The organism is Shewanella sp. 10N.286.54.B9 (genome assembly GCF_041468565.1).
Taxonomy (GTDB): domain Bacteria; phylum Pseudomonadota; class Gammaproteobacteria; order Enterobacterales; family Shewanellaceae; genus Shewanella.
Genome location: NZ_JBFRIY010000014.1, coordinates 99,781 through 116,510 on the forward strand (window position 1 = coordinate 99,781; position 16,730 = coordinate 116,510).

Consider the following 16,730-nt stretch of genomic DNA (forward strand, 5'->3'; position numbering starts at 1 on the left):
AATAAGTGGCTTTTTTGTGTCCAGACGTTGAGAATGTTGAAGATAATATCAATGCCACTGAAGGAGATAAGAATGGCAAGAATGATCAGTTTTGGAACACCGGTTAATGATGCCGAACGTTGGGCATTCTCTCTGTTGGCTGATGAACTTCCTGAAGATTATATTTTATTGACTAATGTGGAGATCCCGACTAAATCGGGTCAAGCAATGGAAGTTGACGCACTCGTTATTGGAGAGTGGGGTGTTTATGTTGTCGATGTTAAAGGCTATATAGGCCGATTAGATGCAGGACTACACGCATGGTCTCTTGATGGACGCGAAGTCGATAATAGCTTAGCTAAAGCCAACTATGTTGCTCGTGTTTTAGCGGGTAACGTCAAGCACAAAATCCCTGTCGGCGTTTATGCGCCTTGGTGCCAAGGTATGGTGTTTATTACTGGGCGAAAGGGCGAAGAGATTGAACTTGAAAAACATCAAGGCTCATTAAGCATCTACACGCCAAAGCAGATAGTTGCTGCGCTTACCAAAGAGTGGGGCCTTACTGCGCCGAGAAAACACCAAGTTACCGATACCCAGAAGGAGTTGGTACTTGAAACAATTGGCCAAGTGGCAATTGTTGAGCAGCGAAATAACAAAATTCAAGATTTTACTAAACTAAAATGTTTGTTTATTCAAAGCGGATTAGAAGTATGGCAAGCCGAGTATAACCCAGGCGAGTGGACCGCTCCTTGGCTGTTGAAAGTATTGATCCCGACTCAGTTTGAAGAGCGCAGCCAATCAGAAACTCATGAAGCTCAATTAAGAGGTGAATTCCAGCGTTTACAAGCATTATCAGGCTGCAGTGGCGTGCCGTATTGTGCGCCCTTAATACAAGATGGTGAGCAATTAGTGCTGCCTATTCGTATGCCTCGTGGTGTGCCGCTCAATGTGCTTGAGTCCGAGCAGATGACCACTTATCAATTATTGGAGATCTTACGTCGTAGTGTGTCTGGGTTACAGCAGATCCATCGGCGCGGATTTACGGTAAGCGGCTGGACGAGTAACTGTGTATTTGTGACTGACATGGGTGATGTTGAGTTTATTGACATCAAAGATACATTGAGTGTGAGTAGTGATATTAAAGCTTACGCACAAGGTTTCTTGGCACTAGCAGAGCAGACAAAACAGCCTAGAGTTTACCAGTGGTACAGAGCTGCTGTTGCGGGAGAAACAACCGATTTAGATGCGTTGCGGTGTGATCTGTCAGCTTTGATTGATCAAGGAGTTTGCGATACGGTTCCTGAAAAAATTGATGTCACCAAAGGGGCGATAATCGATCACCATTTTGAGTTACAGCAGTTTATTGCAGCCACTAATACGAGTCAGTTTTGGCGCGCTAAACACCTGCAAGGCCAATATCAGTGTGGCGTATCTATTTACAGCAGTGTGGAAGCGACTTGGCCAATGTTGAGTAATATCTACCGAAGCTTGGCAAAAGTGTACCACCCTCATATAGAGAAGGTACTTAGTTTTGGCCAGTTACCGCAAAGTGAGGAGTTGTTTATAGCCAGAGCTTGGGAGTATGGGGTCTCTATTGATGAACTAACCGATATTGAACTGGGTCAGCCGATAATGTGGTTTACGCAGTTAATTACTGGCCTGCAGTATATGCATCAAATGGATATCTACCACGGCGCCATCTGTCCTAAAAATATCATCTGTAATCCAAATAAGGCTATTTTAGTAAATTTTGGTATTGGGTTAGATATTGCGGCAAGCCACTATGCAAGCCAATATGCCGATCCTACATTATGGGATGTTGAGGGGCCGGCTGAGAAGGATCTTTATGGTCTGGTCGCTAGCTTTATCGATGCATTAACTCCAGGTAACCTAAAGGGGGATTTAGGGCAAGCAGGGATCATACAAGCACTTGATGCATTTGATCGGGAATGGTTTGGAGAGGCGCTCTACGATGTATGTCAAAAGGTGTTGCGATTTGAAATAAGTATTCAACCTGGAATGAACTATCTAGCGTTATTCGATTTAGTCGAAGAGGAGTTATAGAGCGAGCTATCGCTCGCGTCCTACTTCTGTGATTATACGAAGTAGGATTATATGTATAGACCTATTAAACCCGCTTTATCAATTGCGATAAGGCTGAAAAATTTCGAGTAACCAATCAATAAATGATTGTACCTTTAATGACAGGTTGCTCGATTTTGGCGTCAATAAGTAATAGCTGTAAGGGCTAGTAAACTTTGCATCAAACGGGATCACCAGCTTGCCACTCGCTAGCTCATCTTCAATAAAGAAACGTGGAATGAGCGCCACTCCCATACCACTCGCTGCAGCTTGGCTCAGCATATAAAAATGCTCTACGCCAAACTTGTTCTCAGTGGTGAGTTTTATGCCAACATCTTCAGCCCAGACATGCCAAAGATCGGGCCGAGTCGTGTGTTTGAGTAGGGTCATTTGATTGATTGCTTCCAAAGAGGTTAGTTGCAGACTCATTTCTGGAGAACAAACAAGACATAGATCTTCATCCATCAACTTCATTACATTGGCACCTTTCGGTGCACTCGTAGCACTACGAACGGCTATATCGTACTTTGCACTGCTGAAATCAACCTCAAAATCACCAATCGATAGATCAACATAAAGGTGTGGAAAGCGTGATTTAAACTGCTCCATCCTCGGTATAAGCCAGCTGATGGTTAAACTTGGTAATACATTAATCGCCAACGTTTGAGCTTGTAGCGGTTGAATCATCAGATCAGCGCTAGCACTATTTATAGTTTGCAATGCCGATTGAACGCTGACAAAGTACATTTCCCCTTCATCAGTAAGTCTCAGGCTGCGGTGTTGCCGTATAAAAAGCGGCATGCCTACATACTCTTCTAATATTTTTACTTGTTTGCTAATAGCACCATGGGTAACAAATAGTTCTTTACTTGCAAGCGTAAAACTCATGAGTCTCGCTGCAGACTCAAATGCTCTTAGTGAGTTAAGTGGCGGAAGATGTGCGTACATTTGTCATACCTTATTAATTCTTGCGTGAGTTTTACTCACGCCAAATATACGATAACTCCTTTGTGTTTATACTGCAAACCTCGTTTAATAGCTGCACTTAATGACTTGGGCTCTAATCTGAATGACAATCGAACTTACTCTAGAGTTAATTGCTCTACTATTTTTTGTGGCAATATTAGCCGGTTTTATCGACGCGATTGCTGGAGGAGGCGGTCTGTTAACTATTCCGGCCCTTATGTGGGCGGGATTACCGCCAACAGCAGCTTTAGCCACCAATAAGTTACAAGCCTGCGGTGGAAGTTTTTTTGCCAGTATGTATTTCGTTCGTAAAGGCCTTGTTAGCCTAGCGGATATGGGGCTCAGCATCGCTTGCGCGTTTGTTGGTGCAGCGCTTGGCACTATTGCTGTGCAGATGATAGATACTGCGTTTCTTGAGGTGATGTTGCCGTTTCTTATTTTAGCGATTGGTGCTTACTTTCTATTCTCAAAGAAAATCAGCGAAGAGGACAAGCATCAGGTACTTACGCCAGCAGTTTTTGCCTTTACAGCAGCGTTAGGGGTTGGATTTTATGACGGCTTCTTTGGTCCAGGCACTGGTAGTTTTTTTGCTTTAGCCTTTGTATCACTTGCTGGTTTTGGTTTAGCAAAAGCGACAGCCCACGCCAAGGTACTTAACTTTTCCACCAATATTGCATCACTCACTTTCTTTGCCATCGGTGGTAAAGTTTTCTGGATGCTTGGCGCAGTCATGCTTGTTGGTCAAGCAATAGGAGCAACATTAGGCTCACGTTTAGTGGTCACTAAAGGGACCAAAATAATCAAGCCGTTGATGGTTGTTATGTCTATTGCGATGAGTATAAAGCTACTGCTTGCGCAGTACGGTTAGTTTAGAGAAGAGCTCCGATCTAGCTTCGCGATTTTTTGAGAAAGTTAGCCCCCATCGTGATTAAACATGTGCTATTTGAGTAGGTAAAAAGTATGAAATTTGATTTTGGCTCTGTTAATGGGAGTCACGCTTAAAATAAAGCAGTGTTTAGATCGTTGGTATAGGTGAATTCAAAATTATTCCAACTATATTAATGCTTTAACTTATTTTTTTTCCGCCTTTTCACATATCTGCTTAGCGTTTTTATTTAAGTCTATGCATTAAGCAATGTCATGTTAATTTTATCACAACCCAACGTTTTAGCCATCCGCTATGCTTATGTTTGCACAAGCCTTCGCATCAAAATCTGCTGATTGTTCGAAAGGGAACTGAGGTTACCTATTGAATATAAATTGTCTTAAAACAAATTTCTTTTAACTACTAATCAATGGGTTGGGATCTACAGGCGGGAGGCTGTCTCTTCTGGATTTGCATCAGTTCCCCTTATGAAATTAGATATAGATCTTTGTTCTAGTCATTTTTCACACTTCATTTTTGTTAATTAGGATCCATTTTGGCTAGTAGAAAGTGCTGACTATAGAAATTAATCCTATATGAGCATTTAAGCTCATTGTATGTCTCTTTTTATTGTGTATATTGTATCCGCGATGTTGCGTGAATGTAAAAAAGCAACAGCTTTATGCTGTGCAAATAATTAGTCTATTTAAATAGATACGAAACATATAGGGAGATATATGATGTATAAGAATAACTTACTTGCCAATTCGGTACGTCTAGCGTTAGTTAGTGGCGCTATGACTGCAGCATTCACAGCACCAGCTGTATTTGCAGCCGAAGAGGATAGCGTTGAGCGCATAGAAGTTACAGGTTCAAGAATTAAAAGAACTGATATGGAGACTTCTTCGCCGATTCACGTGATGGATGCTGAGCAGATTAAGATGAGTGGTTTTACGAATGTCGAAGACATATTAAACCAATTGCCACAATTAGAAGCTGGAGAGAACTCATTTCTTTCAAATGGAGCGACAGGTACTTCATCATTAGATCTACGTGGCTTAGGCAGTAACCGTACATTGGTGTTAATTAACGGTCGTAGGATGCAAGCAGGCAGTATCACATCGCAAGATGCCGATATTAACCAGATACCAGCGGCTTTAATCAAGCGAGTTGAAGTGATGACTGGTGGCGCGGCGGCTGTTTATGGCGCGGATGCAGTTGCAGGCGTCGTTAACTTTATCATGGACAAAAGTTTTGATGGTATCTCTATTAATGTCGGCGCTTCAGGTTATCAGCATGATAATGATAACGGCTACATTCAAGGTTTAATGGATGAAAAGGGTTATGACTACCCATCTGGCAATACAGATATTGATGGTAAAACCTATAATATCGATCTCACTATTGGTAGTGAATTCAGTGATGGAAAAGGTCACGCGGTTGCCTATGCCGTTTGGCGTCGAAACGATGAGTTACTGCAAGGCTCACGTGATTATGCATCCTGTGTATTGAATGCAAAACAATCGGAATGTGCTGGATCTTCGACAACCCCGTTAGCACATTTTGATATTTATCCTGTCGTTAACGGTAATGTTGATTATGATCAAAATTATTGGGGTTACACAGATCCTAATGGTAATGGCTTTAAACCTGATGACGGCTATCGATATAACTATGCACCGATAAATCATTTCATGCGCCCCAATGAACGAATCTCTTTTGGTTCATTTATAAACTATGAAATAAACGATCATGCTCGCCCGTATGTGGAGCTTTCGTTTATGCAAAACCGAACCGCAGGTCAAATTGCAGAGTCCGGAACATTTTACGATGAAGAAATTCTGATGGATTACAATAATCCATTAATGACAGATTTACAGAAGCAGCAACTGCAGGCTGAGTTTAATCAAACTGATGCAGATCAGTTTGTTGCCTACATCGGCAAGCGTAATGTCGAAGGCGGAGCTCGTGCTAATAACCTGGAGCATAATTCATATCGTATTTTGACGGGAATTGAAGGCGATATAAATGATAACTGGACTTATGATGTGAGTTTTAATTATTCAGCTACTTCATCATCATCTGTTTATATAAATGATTTACTGTCACCAAAGATTGCACCAAGAGTTGGTGCTGTTGATACAGAATGTGTGGCAGAGGACGGTTGCCTTTATTACAACGTATTTGAGCCCGGTGGAGTCACTGCAGAGCAAGCAGAACAGCTGGCAGGTGTAGGAACGCAAACGGGATTAGTAACTCAAACGATTTATAATGGTTATGTTACTGGCGATATTGGGGTTACAGTTCCTTCTGCTTCCGATGCTATCGCTATGGTATTTGGTTTTGAGCGTCGTGAACAAGACTATGAACGAATTTCGGATACTATTTATTCTGAAGGACAACTATTAGGTCAAGGTGGTCCCAACCCAAGCCTATTCGGTGAAATAGATGTGAATGAAGTTTTCACCGAAGTCCAAATTCCTGTTCTAGATCATTTAGCGTTTGATTTAGGAGCTCGTTATTCAGACTATTCAACTACAGGTGGAGACTGGACTTATAAAGTTGGTGGCGATTATACATTAGCTGACAATTACATGTTCCGAGCAAGCTTTAACCGAGCTGTTAGAGCACCAAATGTGAATGAATTATTTGGTAGCCCAGTGATTCAACTTTGGGATGGTTCTGATGGTTGTACTACCGATGATAAAGGCAACACTAAGTACACCGCAGCCCAATGTGCTAACACTGGGGTGACGGCTTCTCAATATGGTAACCTAAATCCTAATGATGCAGGACAATACAACGAGTTCTCAGGTGGATCACCAGATCTTGAACCAGAAGAAGCTGAGACATTAACGTTAGGGCTTGTTGCTAACCCAATAGATAACCTAAGTTTTTCTATAGATTACTTTAATATTGAAATGGAAAATGTTATCGACTATATCGGTGCTGAGAGAATTCTAGATATTTGTGCCGTCAGTGGTGAATCTGATTTCTGTAGCAACGTGAACCGTAGCCCGTCAGGAAGCTTGTGGTTAGGAAAAAGTGGTTATGTTACAAATATTATAGGAAATGTAAGTAGTCGAACATGGGAAGGAGTAGATGCTTCTGCTAGTTATTTATTTGAATTGGGAAGTGGCGACCTTTCTTTTGATCTAATTGGTTCATATGCTATGAAGAAGGAGATTAGACCGGTTGTTGGTAAAGATGAATTCAATTATGACTGTGCTGGAACTGTCAACTCTGACTGTTTTGCATCTCCTAAATGGAGACATACATTGACTGCTAAGTACAGTGCTGATGATTGGGTATTAGCGGCAAAATGGCGTTACTATGGTGAAATTGATTATGATGGCACAGCGGATGAACGCCTTGTAGAACAAGGTGGTATTGATGCTTATAACTACTTTGACTTGAATGGTAGTTATATTGTTACTGACTATATGTCAGTAACAGCAGGTGTTAATAATATTTTTGATAAAGAGCCTCCAATGGTAGGTAATACTATTGCATCGAATGCGAATACTGTTGCAGGTTTTTATGACACTCTAGGTCGTTTTATGCATGTCAGCTTGAACTTTAAGTTCTAGTTTTATTGGGCGAAAAGTGAGTTTAAATACACTGAAGCAATCAACATAATTTGATTTAATATGTTTTAATAAAAATCCAGTACAGATAAATCTGTACTGGATTTTTTATGTGCTTAATCTAAATACTTACTATCGGGACAAGATATTTATCTCTACATTGGAAGCTCATTAAGCTCCTGCGTACGCCTTAATCACCTCTTCGGCAATAATTGCAATACCCGCTCGCATTTTTTCTTCATCCTGAACATAGTTCATCCGTAAACATTGATGTGCGTGTGGCCACTTTCCTTCAGACTGGTCTTTCTGCCCAAAGAAGAAATACTCACCCGGAACAATCAATACACCACGTTCTTTCAAGCGTTTATAAAGCTCCATGGTGGTGATAGGCAGTTCGTCAAACCAGAGCCAGAGAAACATCGCTCCTTCTGGTTTATGTATTTTAAAACGACTGTCAGCAATAGATTGTTGTAACAATGACAGCGCAAACTCGGCTTTTTGCTGGTAGAACGGTTTGATCACGGTTTCACTTAAACGTAATAAATCGCCTGAATCAATCATGTGCTTGGCAATAGCAGGGCCAAAGCCTCCTGGTGCAAGACTGATGATGCCATTAAGGTTAGTCAGAGCCTGAGTTATCTCTTCATTGGCAATGACTATGCCGCAGCGAACGCCTGGTAACCCTAATTTTGATAGGCTCATACACAAGATGGTATTGCTGTTCCAAAAAGGAGTGACCTCCTCAAAGATGATATTTGGAAACGGTGTGCCATAGGCATTGTCGATAATAAGTGGTATGTCATTTTCACGGGCTAATATGTCGAGCTTGGCGACTTCAGCGTCAGTCAGTACATTGCCGGTTGGGTTGGTGGGACGAGATACACATATTGCGGCTATGGAGTCATCAACCTTTAGTTGCTCAAAGTCTACATGGTACTTAAATAGTCGGTTATCGAGCGGCTCAATTTCAGGGCGAAAGGAGACAAAAATATCATCATCTAAGCCTGCATCATTGTAGCCAATATATTCAGGTGCTAAGGGTAGTAGGATTTTTTTGTGGCTGCCATCAGTTTGCTTACCTGCTAATAAGTTAAATAGATAGAAAAATGCGCTTTGACTACCATTAGTGAGACTGATGTTTTTTTCGCTGACCTCCCAGCCGTAGGTCTCTTTAAGTAAGTTTGCCAACGCCTTTAAGAAAGTATTTTTCCCTTGAGGACCATCATAATTACCTAAAGCGGCTACAAGCTCGCCATTTGCTAGCATTTTTGCTGATGCTTGATGAAAGTAGTCTTGCATTGCTGGAATGGTGGCAGGGTTGCCGCCTCCTAGCATGATCGCACCGGGTGTGCGCAGTCCGTCATTAAGATCTTGCATCAACTGGTTAATGCCAGAGTTACGATTAAATTTCTCACCAAACTTTGAATACTGCATGAAAACGATACCTGAAAATGACGAAAGGGCTTACCGGAGCATGTAGTAACAATATTTAGCGGCAAACGCACTTATTTTTTTATTTAATAGTGACTAATTTGCAATGGGTCATGTTTTACCCGCCAAATTGACAATAATTTGTTCAGTGCCAGGTGTGAAGTATTATTGTGCTGTTTTTCAACGACGATAAGCTGACGACCATTTTGACTCGCTTTAACCCTTTTTTCTGTATCGATTAGCCGCCCAGTTATCTTTTGACAATTGTCTATCAAGCTTGTGCAACAACCAGACTTTTCTTACTATAGAGTCCTCTCTCATCTCCTTCATTTTTAAACGAGAATGCATGAAATTCATCCACACTTCTGACTGGCATATTGGCAGACAATTACATAATCAGTCGCTACTCGACGATCAACGCCATGTCTTGCTGCAAATTATCGAAATGGCAAAAGAGCAAGATGTCGATGCGCTGATCATTGCTGGTGATATATATGACCGCTCAGTGCCGCCTGCGAATGCGGTAGCATTACTCGATGAAGTGTTAAATACCTTGGTTAACGAGCTTAACATATCGGTGATTATGATAGCCGGCAACCATGATGGCCATGAACGGTTAGGCTTTGCCTCTAGGCAGATGCAAGACAGTGGACTGCATATTGTAGGGCCTTTAAGCGCTTCGCTAAATCCTATAGAGCTGAAAGGAAAGCAGGGCAGAGCCATGTTTTATCCGCTTCCTTATGCTGATCCTGCCACGGTGCGCCATGTGTTTGAGTGTGAAGTTAGCACTCATGAAGAGGCGATGAAAAAACTGCTTGAACAAGTGACAGAACATGATGCTAAAGAGTTACCCAAAGTGGTGATCAGCCACTGCTTTTTAGATGGCGGCAGTGAGTCTGATTCAGAAAGGCCAATAAGCATCGGCGGCGCAGATAAAATATCTCCAAGTCTATTTTCTGATTATCAATATACGGCCTTAGGGCATTTGCATGGCCCTCAATATAAAGGCAGTGAGCAGGTTCGATATTCGGGCTCGCCGTTGAAATATTCTTTTAGTGAACAGAATCAAAAAAAATCAGTCACTTTGGTTGAGTTCAACTCATCTGGCAAAGCAGATATTAGCCTGTTGCCTTTAAGTGCTTTACGGGATGTTCGCATCGTTGAAGGACTGTTATCGGATATCCTACTCGCGGGACAAACTGATCCGAACAGAGATGATTACCTAATGGTGCGCCTGCTAGATAAAAGTGCCATTCTCGACGCGATGGGTAAACTTCGCGCGGTATACCCCAATGTACTGCACCTTGAACGAACTGGACTAATGGCACAAAACCAGCAACTTGATATTGGCAAAGAGCATATCAAAAAAGGTGAACTGGATATGTTCAGTGACTTCTTCTCTCAAGTATATGGTGAGTCGTTAACTGAGGAGCAACACAGTGCCATTGTCGACACTATTGATTCCCTGCATAAGGGAGATCAAGCATGAGACCTATTAATTTAACCATGTCTGCATTTGGACCGTTTAGTGGCCAACAAGTGACAGATTTTGAAGCACTCGGTAGTCACCCACTGTTTTTGATTAATGGCCCGACGGGTGCGGGTAAGACAACCTTGCTCGATGCTATCTGTTTTGCCCTATACGGTAAAACCACCGGTGATGAGCGTGAAGGTAGCCAGATGCGCTGCGATAATGCCAATGATGATTTACTGACAGAGGTCACTTTTACGTTTGCTCTGGCTGACAATCAATATCGTATTCGCCGGGTACCAGAGCAACAGCGAGCGAAGAAAAGTGGCGATGGCTATACGGTACAAAAGCCTGAAGCGCAGCTTTATAAGTTGGATGCAGATGACAAAGAACATCTACTGGTACCGAGCAAAGTGTCTGAAGCCACAGCTGTGATTGAGCAACTCACCGGGCTCGATGCCGATCAATTTCGGCAAGTGATGGTATTACCTCAAGGTAAGTTTAGAGAGCTGCTAATGGCTGACTCTAAAGATCGAGAGAAAATATTTAGCCAGTTATTCCAGACGCAAATTTATCGCAAAATAGAAGACAAGCTTAAGTTTAAGGCTGCGGCAATAAAAGGCGCTGTGCGGGACCACCGTAATAAACGAGACGGTATGTTGCACAATATTGCTGTGGAGTCTGATGAAGCACTGTCAAACGAGCTTAATAACCTTGCGCCACAACTTGCTGTTGCAGCCGAACAGAAGGAAACCGCCAAGCTGGCTTTAATTGAGGTTAATAAGCAGTTTGAAATGGCTAAACTGCTGCTAAGTGATTTTGAAAATTTAGACAAACTTAAGCACGTTGCTGTTGAGTTAGCCACGCGTAAAGAGACTGTCGATCTGCAGCAATCGAGTCTAGACGCTGGTCGAAAGGCACTGCAGCTTAAACCAGTGCTTGATATGTCTTTAGCTCGCGATACCGAAGCATCACAAGCTAAGCATGTGGTGGCGCAGGCGCAATTAACTCAACAGCAAGCAGAAAGCGCATTGGCGCTCAGCTTAACTCAATTTAATAGCTTGGTGGAACTAGAGCTACAGCTACAACAAACTCAAAATGAGCAACAACAGTTATCTCAATTATTGCCTCAACTTCAGGGGCTCGATAGTGCGCAAAATGCCTTGGTTCTCGCAACCAATCAACGCGAGCAGGCAAAACAAAAAGGAGTTAATGCTAAAGCGGCGCTTGATGCGTTATTAGCCGAAAAACAAACGGCGCAGCAGCAACTACCGCAATTGGAATTAGTCGCTGCAGATTTGGTGAATGCTCAACAAGCACTTAGCGGTCACAGTGAATTAATGGAGCGCTTTACTCATTGGCAAAAAGCCAAGTCTGAAGTAGAGATAACGCAGACTGCTTTGCTAGCCGTAAAGGCCGAAGGTCAGCAGTGTAGGCAGCTATTTGCACAAGCGCAGACTCAGCATCAAACATTAAAGTTAGTTTGGCACCGCGGGCAGGCTGCAATATTAGCTCAACAGTTAAGTTCTGGTCAGCCGTGCCCTGTTTGTGGCAGTGCGGAGCACCCTAATCTTGCTCAAAGTGAGCAGCAATTACCGACTGAAGAGCAGCTGCAACAAGCTCAATATGCAGAGGAACAAGCAGCGGAGGCCCTCACTCAAGCTAGAGCAAAATACTCAGGCCTCAGTACTAAACTGCAAGAGCAAATAAAAGTTGCTGATGAGCTGAAGCAAAGAATTGAACAGACCGTCGCTGATAGTGCAGTGTTATCTGCTGAGCATCTTAGCGAGCAGCAACAAGCATTAAAAAAACAGGTTGAAGCTGCTAGTCACGCAACACAGCAATTAGCAACATTGAGAGAACAGCTACAAACTTGGCAAGTTAAAGAGCAGACGCTGCGAGCAGCGCTAGATACAGAGCGCGAGCTATACCAAGGTGTACAGACACAAGTTGCCACATTGCAGGGGCAGTTAGAGCAGCTTTTAGCAGCTATTCCAGAGCAATATCGCACAGTTGATTTGCTTAACAGTGCAATTGCTCAATCTAATCAAAAGTTTGCCAAGCAACAACAAGCGATAAACGCTATTCGTCTATCTCACACTAACGCGCTGGAGCAAGATGCATCAGCCAAAGCTGCCATGGCGGGTGCAGAGGCTAATCTGTTACAAACAACAGAACTTGCTGAGAACGCGAAAATATCACTTAGCGAGCAGTTAATATCATCAGGCTTTAGTGAGCAACAGGCATTAATGCAAGCCATGTTGCCGGAAGCGCAGCTGCAGCAGCTCGCTGCCGAGATAAATCAATATCAACAAGATTGTGTAGCCAACCAAGCTAATTTGGCTCAGCTACATGAAAAACTGCAGCAACAATCTAAACCTGAATTGGAAGACATTGCTGCTCAAATGAACCGGTTACAAACAGAGCAACAGCAAGCTGAGCAAGAATGGCAAGTGTTGCAAGGGCGCGTGACCCAGTTAAAGCAAACTCAAGAGCTGCTTAACGATGCCGATTCCCAAGCTAAACAATTAGAAGATGAGTACGCCATTGTTGGAACTTTAGCAGATGTAGCCAACGGTCAAACGGGCAACAAGGTGAGTTTACAGCGTTTTGTATTGAGCGTATTACTTGACGATGTATTACTCGAGGCGAGTGAGCGCCTGCAGCTGATGAGTAAGGGGCGTTATCGTTTAATCCGCAAGGAAGAGCGTGCTAAAGGTAATAAAGCATCAGGGTTGGAGCTTGAAGTGGAAGATGCTTACACTTCGAAAGTAAGGCCTGTGGCGACACTCAGTGGTGGCGAAAGCTTTATGGCTGCTCTGTCTATGGCATTAGGGTTATCGAATGTAGTTCAGGCTTATGCTGGTGGTATTAAGCTCGACACCCTATTTATTGATGAAGGTTTTGGCAGTTTAGATCAAGACTCGCTCGACTTGGCGGTTCGTACTTTGATGGACTTGCAATCAGCAGGACGCATGATTGGGGTTATCTCTCATGTTTCTGAAATGAAAGAGCAGATTGGCACACGTATCGACATTACGAAGAGTGCAGTTGGTAGCGAAATTTCTATCGTTCTGCCTTAAAGTGATAGTGCTTGCCGTTAGAAGCCCGCTTTAAGATTTTAACAAGGCCTAAATATTCGATTTAGGCCTTTTTTGTATCGATTAAGAATCTATATTGACGCTTTATTTCATGTTAATTCATTTGTTTGCAGGATAATTGCAGATGAATTTCAGGTTAAACATGCAATAAAATTGCTGTTTTGTGCGCTGAAAGAGTTTTTTACAGGGAGATTATTTGGTATAAATTGGCGCTAGCCTTCAATAATAGGAGGCATTTGGCGTGAATGAAACAAATAATAATTCAAGGTTGGACTTAGGTTGCAGTCAGGTAAAATTTCTTTTTTTAAAATGTCGCTTTTTCGTTTTGCAGCTCTGCCTTCTCTGCATCGGAAAATTTTAATTGGTTCTGTTCTACTGTTTGGCGCTGCACTTATGTTGCCTCAGAATCAGCAGTTGTTATCACAGCGGATCCCTGTTGAGCTTGATATTGACGCTTTGATTTCGCAGTCAGCACCGATACCAACAATCAATACACTGCTAGATAAGCCTAGATTTGAAAAAGTGATTGTTAAAGGAGACACGTTAAGTGGTCTTTTTGAACAAGGCGGCGTAGATCAGCAAACCATGTATCGGGTGTTAGAAGCTGATCTTAATGTGCTGGCACTCGATACACTCCAACCTGGCAATCAGATCCAATTCTGGCTTGATGAAGCTGACAAACTCGAAAAGTTAACACTCTATTTTAGTGCTGCTCGGCAGGTTACTTATAGCCGCTTTGATGATGGTTCCTTTAATGTCAATGAAGTCAACGTTGAAGGTATTTGGCGTAATCGCAGTATTGTTGGTGAGATAAATGGTTCATTTTATCTCTCAGCGCAGAAGATGGGGCTAAATGCCGCCCAGATCCAACGGGTTGAGTCATTATTGAAAGAGAAGCTCAATTTTGCTCGTGATCTGCGTGCAGGCGATAAGTTCTCTGTATTGATCAATGATCAATACATTGACGGCGTCGCGACGGGCTCTAGTGATATCTTAGGGGTCACCATCGACCGTGGTCGCAGCAGCATTAATGCATATCAATTCACAGATGGTAATTTTTATGATGAGCAGGGCAGAAGCCTAGCGCGCGCCTTTCAGCGAATTCCACTGCAGCGAAATTATCGTATAAGCTCTCGGTTTAACCCACATCGTCATCATCCGGTAACCGGTCGTACATCACCCCATAACGGCACTGACTTTGCCACGCCGATAGGCACTAAAATTATTGCCCCTGGTGATGGTATTGTCTCTTTGGTTACCGAACACCGATTTGCGGGTAAGTATGTAGTGATCGAGCATGGCAATAAATATCGAACCCGCTACTTACACCTGTCAAAATCTTTAGTGCATAAAGGTCAGCGAGTCTCTCGTGGTCAGGTCATTGCACTTTCCGGCAATACCGGCAGGATCACTGGCCCTCACTTGCACTATGAATTCCATATTAATGGTCGTGCGGTTGATCCAATGAAAGCCAAAATTCCAATGGCTAGCCAATTGTCTAAAAAACAGATGGGTGCCTTTGAGCAACTCGTGCGGGTGAGAAAGATGATGATGGGGCAAGTTTAAGCTGGGTATTTAAAGGCGAATAAAGCCACTCTTTGTAAACTGAAAGGCCATCAAATTGATGGTCTTTTTTATATTGCTTTTAGCTAAAACGACAAAGCTTGCTGCCGCTGTTGTTGCTTCATTGCACATAGGCAAGCTTTGCCTCTGAGTGCAGGGCAACTCTTGCAGGGAGTGGTCTTGTAGGGACGATGGATGCTTGCGTTTTTGAGGCTAAACTTATTGATAAGTTTTAGTGACGTAAACGCGCCATTGTCATTCGCGCTGTGCAACTTTTTATAAGCTATAGGGTGTGGGGGGATGTTATTGATGCTTGCAAGCTTAGCTTGATACTTGAGTATTTTGAGCTGGTATTTCTCAATTTTTCGTTGGCGTTTATTCACTGATATCGAACGCTCAATGCAGTGAGCTGCAGTCAAAGAGATATAGAAACCAAGTTTGCGCTGTGATTTAGCCAGCTTTTTTTGGTATTTCTGTTGATGACTTTGCTGCATTACAACTCACAATCTAACTCAATTGATCTCATTGTAAATGAAAATTGTTATCATTTAAAGCGGGTTGTGAAATTTAACTATAAGGGTTTTGATCGGCATCGACCAGGGTTAGTAATAATCTAAGCTCAAACTCAAGTTGATGATAATCTCCATCCATATGACAACATAACTGATAAAAAGCCTTGTTGTGCTCTTTCTCTTTTAGGTGAGCAAGCTCATGCACGACCACCATTCTTAGCAGACCTTCAGGTACTTTCTTCAAACGTGAAGAGATACGAATTTCGTTCTTAGCTTTTATCTTAGTACCTTGCTTACGGGCAACGTAGGAGTGCAGACCCAACGCTTGATGCTTTAGGGATATCTTGTCATCAAAGATAACTTTAGACAGTGGCTGAGATTTGCGTAGATATTGATTTTTTATAGCAATCGTGTAGTCATACAGTGCTTTATCTGAGCGTACAGAATGGATTTCTGGATGTCTTTTCAGTAGCACATCAGCCAGTTTCCCTTGGGATAATAAGGTTTGAACTTGCTGTTGAATTTCGCTCTGGTAGCCATTTAGATAGGGAAGAGGTTGCATATCAGTTAGTCAATTAGCTTGGGGATAACGAAAGGGACGATGACATTTAGTCAGGCCTTGTCGCAATTAAATCGCATCAAGGTTTACGCCCCTAGCAGTATTATTAACTAATCTTCTTCTACCTTGAAAATAGTTAAGTTATGCGCAGCATAAGCCGCTTCGAAAGCATTCTTTTGGAAACGCTTGAGCCCAAGACCTTCAAAGTCAACTTGCGGTGGATTACGCTTGAGCTGCTCTTTAATTGTAACTGGCGAGATAAGGGTTACAGGCAGTGATAATACTTGAATAGCAGCCTCAAGTTTAAAACTGGTAACACTGCCAGCGCCTTTACCTTTTTGCTCTCGTTCGATGATGACAACTTCATCGACACGGTAATCTTCAAGAAGTTTACCAAAAGCGAAATGAAACTCACGAATGGTTTCAGTTAGCGCTGAATTAGAGATTGCGAAAGATTTCTGACGGCAGTCAGGCACATTATAGGTTTCGCCTTCATAACTTAATAAACTGATGATGGCTTCGCCACCTTTTAACTCTACGCCGCAAACTCTCATGATAAACCTTAAAAATAACAATATTGCGCATATTGTAGCGTTATTTGGCTCAGTGGTCAG

11 protein-coding genes are annotated in these 16,730 nt (G+C 42.6%); 6 read left to right on the plus strand and 5 right to left on the minus strand.

Annotated elements, in window-relative coordinates:
* Positions 1-72: 72 nt before the first annotated feature.
* Positions 73-2,043: an NERD domain-containing protein kinase family protein gene (locus tag AB4135_RS04495; RefSeq protein WP_371990667.1), complete on the plus strand. Its 1,971-nt coding sequence runs from the start codon at positions 73-75 to the stop codon at positions 2,041-2,043.
* Between the two features lie 78 nt (positions 2,044-2,121).
* Here AB4135_RS04495 and AB4135_RS04500 read toward each other — a convergent pair whose 3' ends face one another.
* Positions 2,122-3,009, minus strand: a complete 888-nt coding sequence (locus AB4135_RS04500; RefSeq protein ID WP_371990669.1) for a LysR substrate-binding domain-containing protein — start codon at positions 3,007-3,009, stop codon at positions 2,122-2,124.
* A 121-nt stretch (positions 3,010-3,130) separates the two neighbouring features.
* On the opposite strand from AB4135_RS04500, the gene AB4135_RS04505 reads away from it, so the two are divergent.
* Entirely contained in the window at positions 3,131-3,895 is a 765-nt protein-coding gene (locus tag AB4135_RS04505) for a TSUP family transporter (RefSeq protein WP_371990671.1), read from the plus strand.
* Positions 3,896-4,632: 737 nt separating this feature from the next.
* Entirely contained in the window at positions 4,633-7,482 is a 2,850-nt protein-coding gene (locus tag AB4135_RS04510) for a TonB-dependent receptor (RefSeq protein WP_371990673.1), read from the plus strand.
* 168 nt (positions 7,483-7,650) lie between these two features.
* Here the strand turns inward: AB4135_RS04510 and AB4135_RS04515 are convergent, their stop codons facing one another.
* The gene (locus AB4135_RS04515) at positions 7,651-8,913 is read right to left on the minus strand and encodes a valine--pyruvate transaminase (RefSeq protein WP_371990675.1); all 1,263 of its coding nucleotides are present in this window, start codon (positions 8,911-8,913) and stop codon (positions 7,651-7,653) included.
* Positions 8,914-9,256: 343 nt separating this feature from the next.
* Here AB4135_RS04515 and AB4135_RS04520 point away from each other — a divergent pair, with 343 nt between their 5' ends.
* The 3 genes from AB4135_RS04520 to AB4135_RS04530 all read left to right on the plus strand — a co-directional run bounded on the left by AB4135_RS04520 (position 9,257) and on the right by AB4135_RS04530 (position 15,048).
* Positions 9,257-10,399: an exonuclease SbcCD subunit D gene (locus AB4135_RS04520; protein ID WP_371990676.1), complete on the plus strand. Its 1,143-nt coding sequence runs from the start codon at positions 9,257-9,259 to the stop codon at positions 10,397-10,399.
* Positions 10,396-13,464, plus strand: coding sequence for an AAA family ATPase (locus tag AB4135_RS04525; RefSeq protein ID WP_371990678.1), 3,069 nt, complete (start codon positions 10,396-10,398; stop codon positions 13,462-13,464). The genes AB4135_RS04520 and AB4135_RS04525 overlap by 4 nt, the downstream gene beginning before the upstream one ends.
* Positions 13,465-13,761: 297 nt before the next feature.
* On the plus strand, positions 13,762-15,048 hold the full coding sequence (locus tag AB4135_RS04530) for a peptidoglycan DD-metalloendopeptidase family protein (RefSeq protein WP_371990679.1): 1,287 nt from the start codon (positions 13,762-13,764) through the stop codon (positions 15,046-15,048).
* 83 nt (positions 15,049-15,131) lie between these two features.
* On the opposite strand, the gene AB4135_RS04535 is transcribed toward AB4135_RS04530, so the two are convergent.
* The 3 genes from AB4135_RS04535 to AB4135_RS04545 all read right to left on the minus strand — a co-directional run bounded on the left by AB4135_RS04535 (position 15,132) and on the right by AB4135_RS04545 (position 16,670).
* A complete protein-coding gene (locus tag AB4135_RS04535) occupies positions 15,132-15,539 on the minus strand; it encodes a hypothetical protein (protein ID WP_371990681.1) in 408 nt (135 codons plus the stop codon).
* A gap of 73 nt (positions 15,540-15,612) precedes the next feature.
* On the minus strand, positions 15,613-16,119 hold the full coding sequence (locus AB4135_RS04540; RefSeq protein WP_371990683.1) for a M48 family metallopeptidase: 507 nt from the start codon (positions 16,117-16,119) through the stop codon (positions 15,613-15,615).
* A gap of 107 nt (positions 16,120-16,226) precedes the next feature.
* A complete protein-coding gene (locus AB4135_RS04545; protein ID WP_371990685.1) occupies positions 16,227-16,670 on the minus strand; it encodes a DUF3010 family protein in 444 nt (147 codons plus the stop codon).
* Positions 16,671-16,730: the final 60 nt, after the last annotated feature.